This window comes from Poseidonibacter lekithochrous, from assembly GCF_013283835.1.
GTDB lineage: Bacteria > Campylobacterota > Campylobacteria > Campylobacterales > Arcobacteraceae > Poseidonibacter > Poseidonibacter lekithochrous.
In genome coordinates this window covers 2,855,363-2,874,034 of record NZ_CP054052.1, presented here as the reverse complement: position 1 = coordinate 2,874,034, position 18,672 = coordinate 2,855,363, and the positions used below count along the sequence as shown (strand labels likewise).

The window sequence follows — 18,672 nt, the reverse complement described above, 5'->3', positions numbered from 1 at the left end:
ATTATATAAAAGAGAATGCTTATGCTACACTAGATACTGATTTGATTAGTTCTAATGTTTTTTGAGGAATGATTAATTCATTTGATAATTGCTCTTTGTTAGCATTGTAATATTTTGATTCTAAAATTGCATTGATTTTATCTTCAAATTTTTGAATTACAGTTTCTTGAGTATCTTTATCTTCAATGTCAATGTATTGTTTTGCATCTTGATTTGCAACTCTTGCTAATCTAAAGTCGAATAATGATTGGTTATCAGGATCAACATTGAACTTAGAACAGATCGTTTTATAAACGTCATTTAATTCTGCTTCATATCTTTTGTAGATAATCCCAGCACAATCATTTAATGCAATAGTAAAGTTATTGTAATTTACAAATAATTCTTGTAGTGCTTCTTCATCTAAAGAGTCTTCTGCAACATCAAATTTTTTTGATAGTAAATGATTACAACAGTAATAAACTACTTCTTGTTCTGTTTCTTTTATGTCATTTAAAAATTCTGATAATTTCATTTCTTCTCCTAAGTTGTAGCTACATATTTTATGTGCTATTTTGTTTTTCTGGAGTAATCATAACTTAGATAATTTATTTTCTAACTTTTAAATTTAATTTGAGAATTTTATTTAAGTTATGATTAAGTTGATGGAAAACTAGTAATTTTAAGTAATTTTGTAACCATAGCTATGATATTGATACTGTATATTATAAATATTTAAATTTAATAAGATAAGATATTTATCTTTTATTATATATTGTTAATTTAAATAAAGAGAAAGGAAAATGTATGAGTTTTGAAGAACAAGGCTTTTTTGACAAAGTCTACCATAGAAATGGAAAACTATATAAAAAAGTAAATAAAGATGGTATCCAAGAAATGATTGATACTGTAAATAGTAAATCATTTTCAAATAAAGATTTATTAATAGTAGATATTACTGATGATGAAATAAGAAGCTACAAAAAGATGTTAGTACTACTAGAAGCTAAGAATATAGAAGAACTGTCTATAAAACTAGATAAATTAAAATATAAAGTTTATTTACGATTGAATTTAGCGAATTAAATAGCTTTGCGATTATGAGAATTATGAATACTCTCTTATATTCATATTTCTTTGTATTGGTGAAAAATTGGAGAATTAAAGTTACCTATAAATAGGGATTTTAATCGAAGCTTTTTATAAAATACCCCTAAAGAATACCCAACAATTTAAATTAACTAAATGTTATTTTAAATATTTTTTAAAGAAATTATCCATCTTTGGATAATATTCAGCATCTTTTTTTATATCCAAAATCTGTCTTACTACATAATCATCTAATAAGTCATCTTTTAAATCTTCAAAGTCACTTTCTTTATAAATATCTAGATAAAGATTTTTAGATTTTGATTCAAGATATTTTATTATATCACGACCAGATATATTTTCTTTTTGTAGAATAGTTAAATCTTCTAAAAGAATATCAACTTTTTCTATCATTTGTGAATCTTCATTTTTTGCCCATTTAATTAAATTGTCTTTATCAAAACTGTTCAAATGTGCAACTGCTATTGCTTGATTAAAACATTCTTCTCCACCATGATGAACTAAAGCACATAATCTATCTTTTATACAGTCAGTTGGAGTAAGTAATTTTAAAGTACCAACATGAGTTTTAATTCACTAAAATCTTTTGTTAAGTCATTACCTAAACTAACAGGACCTGTAGGAAATTCAATATAGTTTGGATTATTAGAATATTTGTAGTATCTGGGAGGCACTTTTTCAAAGCCTAGTTCTAACATTGTTTTTTCAATTTCTTTTGATGTTACAGAAGGGTTAGGAATAAAATCTATATCTAAAGAAGAAAAGTTTGATTTTGTGTATATCTCCATGCAAGAACCACCAGATAGAACAACATCAATTCTTTTTTCTTTTAATTGTGTACAAATATAAGCTGCTGTTTCTTCTAAAGAGTTTATATCATCTAATATTTTATTTTTACTCATAAGAACCTCTCATTTCTAATGGTTTATTATTTGATCTAGGTCGAGTTCTTTTTTTTCTAATAAGATTCATTCTTTCTTCATCATTATAAGCAGAACGAGCTTTTTTTAGTAAGGCTGTTAATTCTTCATAAAAAGGGTATCTTTTATTAAGCTCGTATATTCTTACATTTGCAAGGTTTTTACCTACTATGATATTTGCAGTTTCAAATTTATCTAACTGTTTTTTTATTACAGAGGGACTTACTTCATAAAATTGTGAAATCTCTCTAATATATCCTGATTCTTTTGATAAAAGATATTGAAGTACTCTTTCTGCATTTTTACTTCCAAATAATACTTCTAGCATTAATGATCCTTTTGTACTATAATATAAAACAAAAGTACTACTATTGGATACAATTGTTCTATAAAATATTATATATGTTCTCTATTATAGAACATAATAAAAATAAAGTCAAGTAGAAATAATTATCTTTTCATAAAGTCATTCATCCAATAATCAATCTTTTCTTCTTCATAAACAGTAATCCTAGGACTTAGTTTTATAGGCTTAGGAAATTTATCTTCCTTTACCCATGGCGAAATAGTACCCCAAAAGATTTAGATTTGATAATACTTGCTTAAGATTACTTTGGATGATTAATTAAAAAGACCCCTGAAAATTTAAATAGCTATATTTAATTTATATCACTTAAATCTAATCTAATTTGATTAACTACCTTACTTAATTTAGGCATTTTGTTTTTAGATATATCAAAAATTGTTTCTGCATCCACATCAAAATAGTGATGAAATAATATATCTCTTATTCCTTTTTTCATCTTCTTTAATGCTAATGTTTGGACTTAGTTTTACTTTTTATACAATATCCTTTATTTAGAATGCTTTTAAATAAACCTACTTAATATATAGATTTTTTTAATAAAAATCTAATTAAAAAAATGAAAATAAGATATAAAGTGTATTAAATATCTTTTTAGCTATTATTCATGAAAATTTTAATATAAAATAAACATAATTTAAACAATATTTTAATCAACTCAATATAAGAATAAATATGAAAATAGCTGAAATAACTATAGAAAAATTAAAAGAACAATATTTTGCAGACAATCGTCCTTGGGTAGTTACATACTCTGGAGGGAAAGACTCTACAACTGTTTTACATTTGGTAATAACAATGTTATTACAACTTAATAAAGAAGGTAAAGATCATAAACATGTTTATGTAGTTTCATCTGATACAACAGTTGAAATGCCAGTAATCGAAAACTATACAAATACAAGACTTAATCAAATTACTAAATATGCGAATGAATCGGACTTAAAAATATCATGTCATAAATTGGAACCAAAAGTTGAAGAATCATTTTGGACTCTAATGTTAGGAAAAGGTTATCCTGCTCCTACTAGCTCATTTAGATGGTGTACAGAAAGAATGAAAATTGATCCAGCTACAGAGTTCTTAAAAGGACTTGTAACTAAACATCAATCAATTTTAATGCTTCTAGGTGTTAGAAGTGATGAATCACAAGCAAGAGCTAATTCTATTGAATCAAGAGTATTGAATCATAGAGGACTATCTGTACATGACAGTATTCCAAATGCTTATGTTTTATCTCCAATTAAATACTGGACAAATGCAGAAGTATGGACATATCTAGGAAAGAATCCATTCCCTTGGGGTGATCATACTTATATGATGAGTTTATATGATAAAGGTTCAGGTGAGGGTGATTGTAATATTGCTCTTAATCCTGAATCTCCATCATGTGGTAAGACTAGATTTGGATGTTGGGTTTGTACTGTTGTTGAAACAGATAGATCAATGGAAGGTATGCTTAGAAATGGCGAAGAATGGATGACACCTCTGTGGGAATATAGAGAAAAAATATATGCTTATAGAAATGATCATGAAAAAAGAGATACAAGAAGAAGAAATGGTCAAAAAGGTGCAGGGCCATTTTTAATGGATACTAGAAAAGAATTAGTAAAATTACTTCTTGAAACAGAAAAGAAAGTGAATGAAAACTACCATACTATGAAAAAAGGTGCTCCTGATTATAACCCACATGAAAAAGTAGGGCTAATTAAAGATGAAGAGCTTGAGCTAATCCAAGAAAATTGGAGTAAAGATGGTGATATCTCAAATACTGCCTATAGAATTGCTCAAGAGTATAATAGATTAGTTAATAAAACAGTAGAAACTGAACTTAGATCAGAACTAGAAGAAATGGATGAAGAAAACTTTAATATTGATCTATTTGAAAGAATATATGAAATTCAATCATATAGAAAAAATATCTCAAATAGATATGGAATATTAAATGATATTGAAAAAAGAGTAGTAGATTTCTATAAAGGAGAGTTTCGTGAAACTAACTAGTATTTCAATAAATAATATGTTTTCATATAATGGCGTAAATAGTATGCTGTTTGATAGTATCTCTTGTGTTATAGGAACAAATGGATTTGGAAAAACATCAATATTAAATTCTATTAAATTATGTCTTGGACAGTCAAATATAAATGTGGATTCAATTTTAAACAATAATGCTCAAGATAAAAAATGTTGGGTTAATTTAGATTTTGATGAATTTAATATTAAAAGAACTTGGGATTTTACAAATGATGTAGAAGAATCTATAAGTGTAGTACTTAAAGATGGTGATAAATACGACGATGATGAAGCAGAACATTTTATTCAAAATAAAATACCTGATTTCTTAGTAGATTTTCTTTTTTATGATGGTGAAGTAGGAAATAACCTATTATTATTATCAAATGCAAAATTAAAATCTATTTTTGATTATATCTTTGATTTAGATCTTTTGGTAAATACTCAAAAAGATGCTCAATCTGTTGCAAAAAGATTACTTGAAAAAAATAGTGATGATTCTACAAAAGAACTTCTAGCTCTTGAAAATCAAAGGTTAGAAATATTAGATTTAATCTCTAATCAAAAAGAACAAGTAATTGAAGACGAAAAGAAATTAAAAGTTTTAAAAATGGATTTACAAAAATCTAATACACAAATTAGAAATAAAAGTAAAAAAATAAATAAACTTCATGAAGAACTAGATGCAGCAAAAGAAGAACTAGATAAAAAAACTGTAAAGTTTAAAGAGCTAATACTTTGGCAAATGCCACTTCTTTTAAATACTAATTTATTAAAAGGTATGCAAAAAAGATCTTCAAGTGCATTGAAAATCGAAGATGAAACACTATTTACTAATAAGTTTAGTAAGTTTGTACAAGAGATTAGCTCTCCACTTGATGAAAAAGCTATTTTAGAACTGTTTAAATCTATTATGGTTAAAGGTTCAGATAAAATAAACCTATCACTATCTAGAAGTGAGTTTATGACTCTTATCGAAGAAATGAAAGATTTAAAACTTGAAATTCACCAAATAGAAGTAAAAATAAAAGAAGTTCATGATTCTGTAATGGAACAAGAAATGATGAGATCATTAATTGAATCAAGAGATGAACAAGAAGATACTCTAAATAAAGCGGATATAGCTTTTCAAGAATTAGAAGAAAGTATTATTACAAATACTATAAAATCTAAAGAAATAAATAAAACATTAACTCAAGCTTTTAAAGCTAATCAATCTAAATATGCATTCTTAAAAGGATATGAAGAGTTACAAATCATATCAAAAACAAGTGCAAAAGTTTATAATAAGAGATTAATAAATCAACTTGAGATATTTAATGAGAAACTTACATTTAATACAACTAAATTTTTAAAACAATATGATCATATAGATGATATCTATATTGATAATAATCATAATATTATAATCCAAGATAATAAAGAAAAGAAACTAAATACAGAGCTATTATCAGCAGGTCAAAAACAAGTATTAAACTTCTTAATAGTTAAAACTATTTTAGACTTTAAAAACTTTGCTTCTTTTGTGATGGTAGATACACCATTTGGTAGACTGTCAAATAAAAATAAAGAGCTGTTACTTAATTCTTGTTATTTATCATTTGATAGTTTGATTTTACTTTTAACAGATAGTGAATATGACTTTGTAAAAACACAAGGTCATCTAAAATACAACACATACCAAATACAAAGAAATGATCTAGGTTCAGAAATAGGAGAAATAGCATGATTAAAACTACAAGTGATATAGAAAACTATATAACTCCTTTATCTAAGATGTTAAATATAGAAAACCCTTCTAAATGGGTAATGCTTAGATTTATGATAAATATTTCACTTTCATTAGAAGAGGGTTTTGAAGATATCGAAGTTGAAAAATACGATGGTAAAGATTATAGACTAGAGCAAATAACTGGTGAAGGTAAAGAAGATGAAGATTATACAAATCTTTATAGGGATATGATCGAAGTATTTGATGATATAACTATCTCTTCAAATAAAAAATTAGAAGAAAACCTCCAGCGACATATCGCAAGAGGTTATATAATACTTAAAACATCACTTAAGAGTGATAGTAATATATTTGAGTTTATAGGGCAAGATTTTTAGTATTATCGTCTAGTTAGTCTTCTTAATGATATTGTAAAATGGTAAAGAGGAAATGCAATTAATATTTTATGTATAGCCCAATAAATTAAATATTCATCTTCTCCATCCTTGTAAAATGGTTTAAAACTTACTAGCTTTACAATATCAATTACTTCATGATCATTAATAAAATAAATAAATATGAAAATAACTAATATTTCGAATAATTTATAGCTTTTAGAAATATTATTTTGACAATAATGATCTAGCAGTAGGAACCCTATAATTGTTAATAATAAAAGAATTACATTGTCAGATTTAAAAAGAAGTAAAAAGAAAGTAATAACAAAAGTCCATAATAGTGGTAAAAGCCAATTCTGACCAAAATTTGATATTTGTTTATTAAAAAAAAGTACAAATTTATCTAGGGTATAACCACTTTCTTTTTTAATATCTATTTCATGTAATCTCATTTCTTCAGCAAAAAATTTATTTCCTTCTATATGGTTTCCAATTGAGTCATTTACAAATTTAAGTTGTCTTATAATGTCCTTTTTAGCTTTAATTCTAATTAGATCACCCCAGATTACACTATTTAGATGTGAATCAATAAAAGATGTTTTTATTAATTCAATTGATTCTGCATTATCTAATTTAAAATCATTAAAGTAAGTATTTTTAAATTCTACCCTTTCAGAAAAGAAATGTTTTTTAACCGTTACTTGATGAAATTGTATAAACTTTGAATCTTGAGATATTTTTTCTAGATGTAGTCTATCTGTTATAATATTTTCAAATAATACTTTTGAATTCTCTACAAAGTCAATGTTATAAAGTTTTATCAATTTACAGTTATATTCTTTAAAAGAGAATTTTTCAATTTCAATATTTTCTAATATAAACTCATTAAATTCTTTTTGTTCATCACTAGTAATAATTAGTTTCTTTAATTTAAAATCATCTTCTTTTTTAAGTTCTATTCTAAAATCTTTTTTAAAAATACAATTTTCAAAAATCATAGTTAATTGTATTTCATTATTATGATAATTAATACTATTAGTAAAAAAACTATTTGTGAAAATATTTTCTTTAAAAACAATAGTATGGTAATCTTTTGGTATTAATAAAGTATCACCTGTATAAACCTTCTCAAGTTCTTTTTGATTTGAAATTGTTAATATATTATTCATATTTTTCCTTAAAATCTAAATATCTTAGCATTATGGTTTAATTCTTTTAACCACTGAATTGTTTGTTGTTGTGTTGCACCTTTTTTAATTGCAGTTTGATAAAGATGACTAAACTCTGCTCTTAAATGATTTACAAAAATACCTGGGTCATCTGATGCAACAACAAGATTTGGTTTTAATTTATTTGGATCTTCTTTTGGATCGTACCAATTAAAAATATGATGTTGTTCATAATTTTCATAAAAGCTTATTCTTACATTACTTGTGGGCATAGTTTCTATGGCAATATTTTTTTCGTTTAATAGTTTTATCATATTTTGTTGTAATTTATATAATAAGTTTATTTCATCTTCATTAATATCAACTTCAATTATTTCATTGTACTTATCATAATATTTTGGATTATGATAATCTTCAAATAATTCTAATGACTTATTACTTGGAGTAAAATCAAGTATTTTTTCATACTTCCATTCTTCATTATCTATTTCATAGATTCTATTAGGTATCTTGTTTTTTATAGTACTTGGACAAATCTTTCTACATAGATATGCTTGCTTTAAAGTATATAAATCATGTGGTGTTTTATTATATATTTCATACCAGTATCTATTAATATTATCATTAATTTTTGAGTAAAAAGTATTTAATTCACTATCATTATCCATAAAGAATAATATGAATATAAGATTATCAAGCCATTCTCCTCTTGATATTTTAAGTTTGTTTCCAATACTTTTTATCCAGTGTGTGGGGCTAATTCCAAGTGCTGTTGCATGTCCTATACGACTTTTTGCGGGCATATCCAGAAACATAACTGCCTCATATACCATTCTTATACCAGATATTAAATGAACAAAATCTTCTCCCGCATGAAATGTTATACCTAGTTCAGGTTTTTTACTAAAATATCTATTAACTTTATTTTCTTTTTCTGCAATATAACTTTCTTCTGTTAGATAGTAATCAGTAGGTAATAAGTTTATTCTTTTAGTTAAATATCTAAAAGATGGTGCAAAAACTTCTGGTTTTGTATATAACTCATTGCCGGCTGCATCTATACCTCTAATATAATAAGTATATTTTGGATGTGATTTAAATAGATTTAATAGTAACTGTGCTCTATTTTTTAAATCCACTCTAAGTGGATAATCTCTATATGTATAAATATTTTTAGATTTTCTTTTATCTTTCTTTTTTATGAAGTGAGCAACTAAAGCTAGGTCTGGATATGTTAATTCATTTTTTTCTATAAACTTTTCATAATCAATTATTATTTCATCTACTAACTTTTGTAGTTTAGTTCTAGATTCTTTAGGTGAGAACCTTGCTTCTATATATTCAAAATCTTGTCCATACATACCTTTGAGTTGAGTAAATCTATTTAAATATTTCTTTTCTGATAATTCTCTTACTTCATTAACCGTTATCTTTTCAAATTGATCAAATCCATATTGATCTGTTTGTTGTACAATTATTTGATGAAAAATAGATTTTGAAAGAATATAGTAATAAAATAGTTTTGTAATAATTTGATTATCATTCTGATTTAAATATGTAAACATATCGTAAATAAATCTTGCTTCATATCCTAGGAATGATTTAAATGAATGCATATGACTATATGGGTGACCATATGTTGGAATAAATTTTGTATATTTAAATTCAGTATGAATATTTTCAATATTTAAAAAACTATTCCAATCTAATTGTTCACTATTAGATTGTGTATTACTTAGTAAAACCTGAGATAAGTAATGCCTAACAGTTTTTGCTTTTTGTAAAATTTTGAACATGTTCTTAGGTGAATAATTTATATCAAGTTGTTTATAAAGTTCATCTACTAAATCATTAGGGAAAGATTTTTTTAGTTCAGTATAAAACTTATTAGGTTTTTTTAAGGCATCCTCCCATACATATTCAGTTTCTGTTGTACCATTAATATGCATATGCATTTCCGACAATTTATCATTTTTAAATAAATCTTCTAAATATTGATTATATATACTTGGTAGAGTAGATGAATTAAAAATTTGATCTATAATATCATTAATATTTTGAACTTGCTGATGATTAGTATATAGATTAAAGGTTAAGAGTGAAATAGGTGGAATTTTAGTTACAATATTTTGCCAATCATAATAATATTCATCGTTTATAAAAATATTATTTCCTCTCCATTTAAAAAGTTGATTTAATTGATTATATGAATAAAGGAAGTTATCCTTAATTGTATTTTTTTCATTTAATTCTAGCAAATTATTTTTGTGTATATAATCTGGTTTTTTTAAATTCGCTTCTCTATGGTCAATAAAAACAATTTTCTTTATATCATCAGCATCCGTATGGTTAAAATTTAAGGATAACTGATTAAAAATATTATTGGAACTTAATAAAACTGAATATGGTAAGAATTTAAAGTTAATTAACAAAACTTACTATCCTTATTTAAAACTATTTTCATATATTGTTTTTCTTTTAGTTTTTGATGGTAGATCTTTTGTACTAGTTACATTAAATTCATCTTTATAAAGATGAATAATTTTGGTATCTACTACGTCAAGGTTCTCATTACCAATAGGCCCATTCTGTTCAATATATAAAGATAGTATATGACTTAATTTTTCTTCATTTGTTTTATGAACAAAAAGTTTACTATAGTTTAATGGTTGAATAGCTATTTTATCTATACTAATCATTTCCCTAAATTTATCAAAATCTGGGATATAATAATTCCATACTGGACAAGAAAGTAAATTAAAAAAGAAATCAGAACTTTGCATTTCCTTTATTTTTACTTTTGTAAGTTTTTGTAGATATTTGCCTAAATTAGATTCAAAATTATTAAGACCTCTAGTACTAGCAATCTCTTGAATGGTTATATTATTTAATTCTGATTCATTTAAATGTATATAAATACTTCTTTTTAAAACTTCATTTAAAAATACATATATACTCACCTGTAAATACTCTGATATATTGTTAAACACTTTAAAGTTGTATTTGTCATCATCTAAATATTTCTTTATAAAATTGTTAAATACGATATTAATATCATTTAAAGTAAATTTAGATTCATTAAATTTTAAAGTTGTTAACCAACTAGTTAGATTCTGAATGAAGGATTCTCTTATACTATATTCCTCGGTATTTCTACTCTCATCAATAGTTCCGTCGTTTGAATTAGTTATTAATTGTTGTTCATCATTTACATTTTTGCTTAATGTGAACCTATAATCTTTAATCATTATAGATTTAATATAATCATTGATATTGGATGTTAATTCTTTTTTATTATCATTAGAAAGTTTATCTTCTATAAATTGGCTTCTAAATGAATATAGTTTTTCAATAAATGATAATATATAAAAAAAACTAATTGTGTCTTTGGTATCTCTTCCTGTTGTTCTTAATTTGGTATATAATATTTTAGAGAATAAAAAAGATTCATCTTTAATCGTATAAAGACCTTCCTTACCTAGAACTCTTTCCCCTTTCTCATTTGTATTTTCAATAAAATTTTTAAATATTAATCCCCCTTGACTATATTTTTTATCTCGATATGTTACAGCAAATAGATTTTTCGAATTATTATTTAAGCTAATTAGTTTTTGTATTCTTTTTTCTGAATCTAATTCATTATTTAGATCTAAAAATGAATATAGATTTTTGTTATTATCTATTTCATCACTAAAATAATAACTTGTTAATATTCCTTTTAATCCCCACTCTAAATATGTATCATTTCTTCCATGTGAATAAGCATTATATAAGCCTTTAAGAATTAATATGATTATATTTTTTTCTTCATTCATATTATGTAGTTCATTAGATAATAATTCTTTAGCGTTTATAAGAGATTTATCATGGAAGAATTTAGATAGAAAAGTATCAGTACGTGAATCTTCTCTTATAATTTCAAAAAATTGTAAATCTATTCCATATTTGCTAAATAGTGTTATAAAGATATCTTTGGTTCTTTGAAGGAAGTATCTCTGATGAAAAGTATTTTTATTAGTATCTATTGAGTCAAAATATGCTTTAAACATTTGCATATTAGTTCTAATTGGCATATTAGATAATATTTTAAAATATAAATTTAATTGAATATCTGATTTAATACTAAATCCTTCTTTTATTAATTCAAGAAAGAAGTCTTTTAAGTCAATAGGATCAACTTCTGAGTTTTTTTGTATTCCAATATTAGGGGCTTTTTTATATGATAAAAAATAATTTAATCTATAAAGATTTATGTAGTTTTCTGGTTTAAGTATTTTTATTAAATATTGTGATTCTAGTTCGTCAATTGCTTGAGTATATTCCTTATATCTATCATTTTCATATTCCATAGAGTCTTTAAAAAGATTTAGTTGATTATTTCTAATTAATTGTTTGTATAAAGATAAGTCACCTGAAATTATTGTTATGATTTTTGGTGTAGTGATATATTTTCTAAGTGTTTCTAATACATCCCAACCTTTCTTAAAGTTGGTATCAATATCATCTAATATTAAAAGAAAAGCTTTTTTATCAAGTATTTCTAAACTTTTTTCAATAAATTCATGAAAGTTTTTTTCAAAGTTTACTCCTGCATTTGCTTTTAGTAAGCCATTTTCTAGAATTAGTCCTGCATCATCCCACATACTATCATGATTGGGATCTTTCCCAATGTTAATTATCGAATTTAAACCTTCTGCTAGTGATAGCAAATTATCTTTCCATATTTTTCTTTGTTCTTCTTTACAGCTATTTAATTCTTTTTTTACTAGTTCAGATATATTTGAAATTATAGTTAATAGAACTTTTTGTCTATCACTTAATAATGTAGGGTCAAGTAATTTTAATGTTTGAACATCTTTCACATTATTGTAATATTTTTGATATGTTGGATCCTCATATTCTTTTTTATTCTTTATAAAGTCTTCTATTGTTAATACAAAACTTGTTTTTCCTGTACCTCTTTCTCCATTTACTGTAATTGTTTCATGGTATCTATCAAAAGCTTTGGAATTAGTATACTTAACTGCTAATTCTAATTTTTGAATAATTAAATCAAGACATCTATTAAAAGCATCTTTTTGAATTATATGTTTTACTCTTGTACTATTTTCTAAAAGTGTATTTGATGTATTTATTATAGTATCAAATTTTTTTTTTGGCATAAATTATTCCTTTTATATTAATTTATTTATTATTTTATTTCAAAACTACTTTGAAATAATGTATTTTGTAATATGCTAACTAGTTTTGAAGTTCTATCTTCAATATCAGTTACTTCCCAGTTTTCATTGCTTTCAATATCTTTATTTAAAGCAAGACCATTTTTAAAACCTATATATTTCTTCTTCTCATCTTGTTTATCTCTTTTTTGTTTAAATGGTTTATCTGATAGTGATGAGTTATATCCTGTTAAAGTTAAATTCCCTAACTTATGACAATTACTGTCTTTTTGAGACATTGCAAAATCTATTTCTTCTTCAATTGCTTCATATTCAGTATCTTTTTTAAGAATAGAATTTATCCATTCTTTATCAAGCATTCCTGTTGTTTGTTGAGGAAGAATATGTTCTACTGAAAATAATGGTTGTTTTTTGATTTTTTCCCAATAGTTAGTATTTGTTTCTTTATCATTTGATGTTGATAATTCTTTGTCTAAATGAACAAGTAAATATTTAGTTAATTCACTATGTCTTAAATATATATCACCTTCTAATAATTCTTTAACCATTTCATCTGTAGCCCAGTATTCAGGAGAAGTGATATTTTTAACTATTATTTGGTATATGTTTATAGATGTAAAGTTTTCCTTATCAATTAGTTTGATTTCATCTATTGTACGTTTAAATAAATCATCTAATTTATTTATTGTTGGATAGTTTGTTAAGTGTCTTCTTACAAAGAATTTTTCTATTGTATATATTACTTTATTTTGTAATTGAGTAAAGTCTTCAATTTCATTTTTATTAACCTCAAGATATAAAAGTAATGAATAGGCAGGAGTTACACTTAAATAAGACAAGTTAGAATATTTTGAATTATTACTAATAAGTTCTCTATATACTAACGACTTTTCATATAAATCTTTTAAAATATTTATTGCATTCTCTTTTGTAATAATTCTTTCAAATATTTCTAATATATTATTTTTTGTAGGCTTCTTATAATCAATTTCATATTTATCATTAAATGCAATATAGTATCTTCTTAAAAAACTTATTTGATCATTTTCAGATAATGGCTCAATCATTGCAGACCATGTCCCTACTGTTCCTTGCATTACAATATGATCACTTACATTCTTATCTAAGTTATCCATAAATATTTTATATTGATCATCTATACGATTTCTTTTCCCTAAATATGAGTCTTTCATATCATCAATATAAGCAAGAATTTTATTTTTTAGTAAATCCATAGGAAGTAATGCTCTACCTCTATTATTTATAGTTTCAAAAATATTATTTGCACTTCTTAAACTTTTTACATCAATAAGAACAATAAGTGTCTCATCAATTGTTTGTATAAGTTTTTTTATAACTTTATATTCAATATCAGCAAAGAAGCTTTTGAAATCCTCATTTACAATTATATTTTTGTCAACCATTCTCATTAAGTTTAAATATCTATCTGTTAAAGGAAGTGTATTTTCATCAAGTTCTTTATTTAACTCTTTTAATTTTGAAAAGAAACTATCATCGCTATCAAGCTTTGGATAAGTTTTTTCTTCTTTTTTCTTTCTATATTCATTGTATATATCAGATAAGTTATATTTATACTCTAAATAAAATTTATTTTCTTTATCATAACTCTTATCAAATAAAGACAAGAAAGTTAATACCTGTTTCAATTTATCAAATTCTTGATTCTTTACTAATGTTTCTTTTACCTCTATCAATGTTTCTTTTAATTCATCAAAATATTTTTTTTCTTCTTTCAATATCTCATTTTGAATATATGTTCTGATAAAAGTAGAAATATAAGTAAATGATTGATAGAATTTTCTCATTCTAACACGTTGATTACTTTTCTTTTCATTAGTTGTTAAATGAATAAGTTGATTTTCATCTAGTATAAATTTAAAATCTAAATTATTTCTTTTTTGGCTAGATAAAATAAATTTTGCTTTATTATCTTCAGAGCTTGTATCAATAAATTTATTTTCAATTCTATTAATTTCATCATCATATTTATCTGTAGAGTATATTTCTTTTAATTCATTTAAATATTTAAATAAAGACAGATAGAAAAAAGACAGAGTTACAGTTCTTTGTTGCCCATCAACTATTTGTTTTTCATCTTCTCCTTCTGGAGAATAAGTGATCATTGATCCAATAAAATGATAATCATTTTCTTCCTCGGCAATTTCAACTATATCGTTAAATAACTCTTCACATTCTTTATTTTTTTCCCATGAATATTCTCTTTGATAAGGAGGAATTCTCCATATGGTAGATTGATCAGATGAAAATATAGATTTAACTTTTCGTTTATTAGCTTCATTTATCACGATTAAGTTCCTTGACTTTTTAATTTCTACTTTAGCAATTCTTTTTAATCTACATATATTATTTATATAAAATACTATAGATAACTTTTTATAATAGACACATGTAACCTTTGATTTTAATTTCTCAAGATAAGAAATTTATACAAAAATTATTATTAAATGAAATATGATTTTTTAATTTTATATCAAAAAAGTATATAGATAATTTAGCATTAGTATTAATATATTAATTATTACTAATTTATTATTAATTCTAATTAAATTATTATTATGTTGTAAAAAAATTATGATTTTTAAATTTGTCAGTTTGGTGGAGATGTGGAGAATTGAACTCCAGTCTTAAAACATATCCTAATAGCGTCTACATGTTTAGTAAAAGATTGATCAATTTCACTTTAGAACAGCTCAACCTGCAAGGCTGTAAAAAAGATAAGATTCTAAATGTCTCAAAAAAGTCGAATCAACACTTCTTTAATAATCTATCAAGTTTGAACCCGCGTAAATCTACATAGATAGAATCTGTAGTGCGAGCCTCCGTGGTCTCAAGCCGTTAGGCGAGTCCTATAAGTTGTTAAACTTACGCAGCTTTTGCGTAAGCTGGAGCGTAATTATTATTATTTGCGTCTAAAAAAAATGAACCGTGTAACGGCGTGTTCAGGCCGACATGCAACTAGTAATCAATGCTCTAATCGATACCAAGTCATCCCCATGAATTAGGAAATGAAATTTTACCAAATTTTTACTGAAATTTTTATATAATACAAACAATATAAAACTAAAGAGGTATAAGATGTCTGATACAAAAAAAGGTATTTTAATTATTGGTGCAGGTGGTGTTAGTCGTGTTGCTACTGTGAAATGTGCTATGAATATTGATACATTTGAAAAAATTACTTTAGCTTCTAGAACATTATCAAAATGTGAAACTATCGCAAAAGAGATCAAAGAGAATCAAAATGTTCAAATAGATGTTGCAAAAGTAGATGCGGATAATGTACCCCAACTAGTAGAACTAATTAAAAAAGTTAATCCAAAAGTTGTTTTAAATGTTGCATTACCATACCAAGATTTAACAATCATGGATGCTTGTACGTCAACAGGAGTAGATTATGTAGATACTGCAAACTACGAACACCCAGATGAAGCAAAATTTGAATACAAAGAACAATGGGCAAAACAAGAGCAGTTTGAAAAAGCAGGTGTAAAAGCTCTTTTAGGTTCAGGTTTTGATCCTGGTGTTACTGGTGTATTTTGCGCGTATGCTCAACAAAACTTATTTGATGAGATTAACTACATTGATATTATGGATTGTAATGCAGGGGATCATGGTTATCCATTTGCTACAAACTTTAATCCAGAGATTAACCTTAGAGAAGTATCTGCAAATGGTAGATATTGGGAAGAGGGTAAATGGATTGAAACAAAACCATTAGAGATTAGGGTTGACCATGATTATCCAGAAGTAGGAGTTAAGCCTTCTTATTTACTATATCATGAAGAATTAGAGTCTTTATGTAAAAATATCAAAGGTCTTAAAAGAATTAGATTCTTTATGACATTTGGTGATTCTTATATCCAACATATGAATTGCTTACAAAACGTAGGAATGTTAGGTATTGAAGAAGTAGAGCATAAGGGACAAAAGATTATTCCTATTGAGTTCTTAGCTACTTTACTTCCTGATCCAGCATCACTTGGACCAAGAACTGTAGGTAAGACAAACATTGGTTGTATTATCGAAGGTTACAAAGATGGGAAAAAGAAAAAAGTATATATCTATAATACTTGTGACCATCAAGAATGTTACAAAGAAACAGGAGCACAAGCTGTTTCATATACGACAGGAGTTCCAGCTATGATTGGTACTAAAATGCTTTACAAAGGTATTTGGGATGGTAAAGGTGTATTTAATATAGAAGAGTTTGATGCTAAGCCATTTATGGATGAGTTAATGACTCAAGGTTTACCTTGGAAAATCTTAGAATTAGACGTTTAGTAATAATGTAGAAAAATAAACATTTATGTTTTCCTTGTACTTTTATAGTACAAGGTTTTCTTCTTTTCTCTTTAATCATTTAAAATAGTAAAATTAAGAATTAGTAAAAAAAATAATTAATTTTTAATTTTAGTATTATACTATTTATAAAAATTGTATAATATTCTTAATCAAATATGAGGAGAATATTATGCAAAAGTATGTTTGTACAGCATGTGATTATATATATGATCCAGCCTTAGGTGATCCAGATAGTGGAATCAAACCAGGAACTGCATTTGAAGATATCCCAGATGATTGGGAATGTCCTGACTGTGGTGTAAATAAAGAGGATTTTGAACCCTTTGAAGAAGATTGATATTATAGAAAAATTTGAGGACTTACCAAGTCCTAGTTATGTATGTGAAGAGAATTTATTAGAAAATAATCTAAAACTATTAAAAAAAGTACAAGATGAAGCAGATGTAAATATCCTTTTAGCTCTAAAAGGTTTTGCATTACACTCAACTTTTGATTTATGTAAAAAATACTTAAAAGGTTGTTGTGCATCAGGTCTTCATGAAGCAATACTAGCAAAAGAAGAGTTTGGGGGAGAAGTACATACGTATTCTCCTGCTTTTAAAGAAGAAGAGTTTGATGAAATTGTATCTTTATCAAATCATGTAGTATTTAACTCATTTAATCAACTAAATTTATTAAAACACAAAGCCATAGGAAAAACGTCAATAGGTCTTAGAGTAAATCCTGAGTATTCATCTGTTGAGGTGGATTTATACAATCCTTGTGGAGACTTTTCACGACTTGGAATTACAAAAGCTAATTTTGATGAAACACAATTAGAAAATATTGATGGATTACATTTTCATGCTTTATGTGAACAAAATGTAGATGCTCTTCAAGGAGCACTTAAAAACTTCGAAGAAAACTTTGGTGAATATTTAGCTCAAATGAAATGGGTTAATTTTGGTGGTGGACATCATATAACAAGAGATGATTATGATGTTGAAGGTTTAATAACTACATTAAAAGAGTTTAAAAACAGATATCCACATTTAGAAGTTTATTTAGAACCAGGAGAAGCAGTAGGGTGGCAAACAGGGTACCTTATGGCTACTGTTTTAGATATTGTAAATAATGGAATGAATATTGCCATTTTAGATACCTCTGCTGAAGCACATATGCCTGATACTTTAGCAATGCCATATAAAGCTGATATTAGAGGTGCTTTAAATGCTAATGAAAAAGAGTTTACATATAGACTTGGGGGAAATACTTGTCTTGCTGGGGATATTATTGGTGATTACTCTTTTGATAAGCCATTAGAAGTAGGTGATAAAATCATTTTAGAAGATATGATTCACTATACAATGGTAAAAACAACTACATTTAATGGTATAAAGTTACCATCTATTGTGATAAAAAAGAACGATAATTGTTACCAAATTGTAAACAATTTTGGCTATAATAATTATAAAGTGAGACTTTCATAACATAAAAAAGGT

17 protein-coding genes and 1 other RNA gene are annotated in these 18,672 nt (G+C 25.4%); 7 read left to right on the top strand and 11 right to left on the bottom strand.

Features of this window, described 5'->3' with window-relative positions; all coding sequences use genetic code 11:
• Window positions 1-19: 19 nt before the first annotated feature.
• Window positions 20-514 (bottom strand): hypothetical protein, encoded by a 495-nt coding sequence (locus ALEK_RS13830; RefSeq protein WP_071626995.1) that lies wholly within the window; start codon window positions 512-514, stop codon window positions 20-22.
• Window positions 515-786: 272 nt separating this feature from the next.
• Between ALEK_RS13830 and ALEK_RS13825 the strand changes: the two genes are divergently transcribed.
• On the top strand, window positions 787-1,065 hold the full coding sequence (locus ALEK_RS13825) for a hypothetical protein (RefSeq protein ID WP_071626996.1): 279 nt from the start codon (window positions 787-789) through the stop codon (window positions 1,063-1,065).
• A 162-nt stretch (window positions 1,066-1,227) separates the two neighbouring features.
• On the opposite strand, the gene ALEK_RS13820 is transcribed toward ALEK_RS13825, so the two are convergent.
• The 5 genes from ALEK_RS13820 to ALEK_RS13800 all read right to left on the bottom strand — a co-directional run bounded on the left by ALEK_RS13820 (window position 1,228) and on the right by ALEK_RS13800 (window position 2,812).
• Window positions 1,228-1,539 carry a hypothetical protein gene (locus tag ALEK_RS13820; RefSeq protein WP_071626997.1) on the bottom strand — a complete coding sequence of 104 codons (312 nt, stop codon included), beginning with the start codon at window positions 1,537-1,539 and terminating at the stop codon, window positions 1,228-1,230.
• Window positions 1,540-1,637: 98 nt separating this feature from the next.
• The gene (locus ALEK_RS13815) at window positions 1,638-1,991 is read right to left on the bottom strand and encodes a hypothetical protein (protein WP_071626998.1); all 354 of its coding nucleotides are present in this window, start codon (window positions 1,989-1,991) and stop codon (window positions 1,638-1,640) included.
• On the bottom strand, window positions 1,984-2,337 hold the full coding sequence (locus ALEK_RS13810; RefSeq protein ID WP_071626999.1) for a helix-turn-helix domain-containing protein: 354 nt from the start codon (window positions 2,335-2,337) through the stop codon (window positions 1,984-1,986). The genes ALEK_RS13815 and ALEK_RS13810 overlap by 8 nt, the downstream gene beginning before the upstream one ends.
• A 122-nt stretch (window positions 2,338-2,459) precedes the next feature.
• The gene (locus ALEK_RS13805) at window positions 2,460-2,576 is read right to left on the bottom strand and encodes a helix-turn-helix transcriptional regulator (protein WP_228146294.1); all 117 of its coding nucleotides are present in this window, start codon (window positions 2,574-2,576) and stop codon (window positions 2,460-2,462) included.
• Between the two features lie 92 nt (window positions 2,577-2,668).
• Window positions 2,669-2,812 (bottom strand): HepT-like ribonuclease domain-containing protein, encoded by a 144-nt coding sequence (locus ALEK_RS13800; protein ID WP_083574653.1) that lies wholly within the window; start codon window positions 2,810-2,812, stop codon window positions 2,669-2,671.
• Between the two features lie 236 nt (window positions 2,813-3,048).
• Here ALEK_RS13800 and dndC point away from each other — a divergent pair, with 236 nt between their 5' ends.
• Genes dndC through ALEK_RS13785 form a run of 3 tightly spaced genes read left to right on the top strand, consistent with a single transcriptional unit; the run spans window position 3,049 to window position 6,498 of the window.
• Window positions 3,049-4,377 (top strand): DNA phosphorothioation system sulfurtransferase DndC, encoded by a 1,329-nt coding sequence (dndC, locus tag ALEK_RS13795; RefSeq protein ID WP_228146290.1) that lies wholly within the window; start codon window positions 3,049-3,051, stop codon window positions 4,375-4,377.
• Window positions 4,364-6,118 (top strand): AAA family ATPase, encoded by a 1,755-nt coding sequence (locus ALEK_RS13790; RefSeq protein WP_071627001.1) that lies wholly within the window; start codon window positions 4,364-4,366, stop codon window positions 6,116-6,118. Before dndC ends, ALEK_RS13790 begins: the two co-directional genes overlap by 14 nt.
• Complete coding sequence (locus tag ALEK_RS13785; protein ID WP_071627002.1) at window positions 6,115-6,498, top strand: DndE family protein; 384 nt, start codon at window positions 6,115-6,117, stop codon at window positions 6,496-6,498. Before ALEK_RS13790 ends, ALEK_RS13785 begins: the two co-directional genes overlap by 4 nt.
• A 2-nt stretch (window positions 6,499-6,500) precedes the next feature.
• Here the strand turns inward: ALEK_RS13785 and ALEK_RS13780 are convergent, their stop codons facing one another.
• From ALEK_RS13780 to ssrA, 5 genes are all read right to left on the bottom strand, one after another.
• Complete coding sequence (locus ALEK_RS13780; RefSeq protein ID WP_071627003.1) at window positions 6,501-7,667, bottom strand: hypothetical protein; 1,167 nt, start codon at window positions 7,665-7,667, stop codon at window positions 6,501-6,503.
• 8 nt (window positions 7,668-7,675) lie between these two features.
• Complete coding sequence (locus tag ALEK_RS13775; RefSeq protein WP_071627004.1) at window positions 7,676-10,099, bottom strand: amidohydrolase family protein; 2,424 nt, start codon at window positions 10,097-10,099, stop codon at window positions 7,676-7,678.
• A gap of 12 nt (window positions 10,100-10,111) precedes the next feature.
• The gene (locus tag ALEK_RS13770; RefSeq protein WP_173424153.1) at window positions 10,112-12,829 is read right to left on the bottom strand and encodes a hypothetical protein; all 2,718 of its coding nucleotides are present in this window, start codon (window positions 12,827-12,829) and stop codon (window positions 10,112-10,114) included.
• A gap of 29 nt (window positions 12,830-12,858) precedes the next feature.
• Window positions 12,859-15,174 (bottom strand): DUF262 domain-containing protein, encoded by a 2,316-nt coding sequence (locus ALEK_RS13765; RefSeq protein WP_071627006.1) that lies wholly within the window; start codon window positions 15,172-15,174, stop codon window positions 12,859-12,861.
• A 308-nt stretch (window positions 15,175-15,482) separates the two neighbouring features.
• Window positions 15,483-15,882, bottom strand: a transfer-messenger RNA (tmRNA) gene (gene ssrA / locus ALEK_RS13760).
• Between the two features lie 82 nt (window positions 15,883-15,964).
• Between ssrA and ALEK_RS13755 the strand changes: the two genes are divergently transcribed.
• The 3 genes from ALEK_RS13755 (at window position 15,965) to nspC (ending at window position 18,660) form a co-directional block, all read left to right on the top strand.
• Window positions 15,965-17,170, top strand: a complete 1,206-nt coding sequence (locus tag ALEK_RS13755; RefSeq protein WP_071627007.1) for a saccharopine dehydrogenase family protein — start codon at window positions 15,965-15,967, stop codon at window positions 17,168-17,170.
• Between the two features lie 190 nt (window positions 17,171-17,360).
• Window positions 17,361-17,528, top strand: coding sequence for a rubredoxin (gene rd / locus ALEK_RS13750; RefSeq protein ID WP_071627008.1), 168 nt, complete (start codon window positions 17,361-17,363; stop codon window positions 17,526-17,528).
• Window positions 17,515-18,660, top strand: a complete 1,146-nt coding sequence (gene nspC / locus ALEK_RS13745) for a carboxynorspermidine decarboxylase (protein WP_228146291.1) — start codon at window positions 17,515-17,517, stop codon at window positions 18,658-18,660. The genes rd and nspC overlap by 14 nt, the downstream gene beginning before the upstream one ends.
• Window positions 18,661-18,672: the final 12 nt, after the last annotated feature.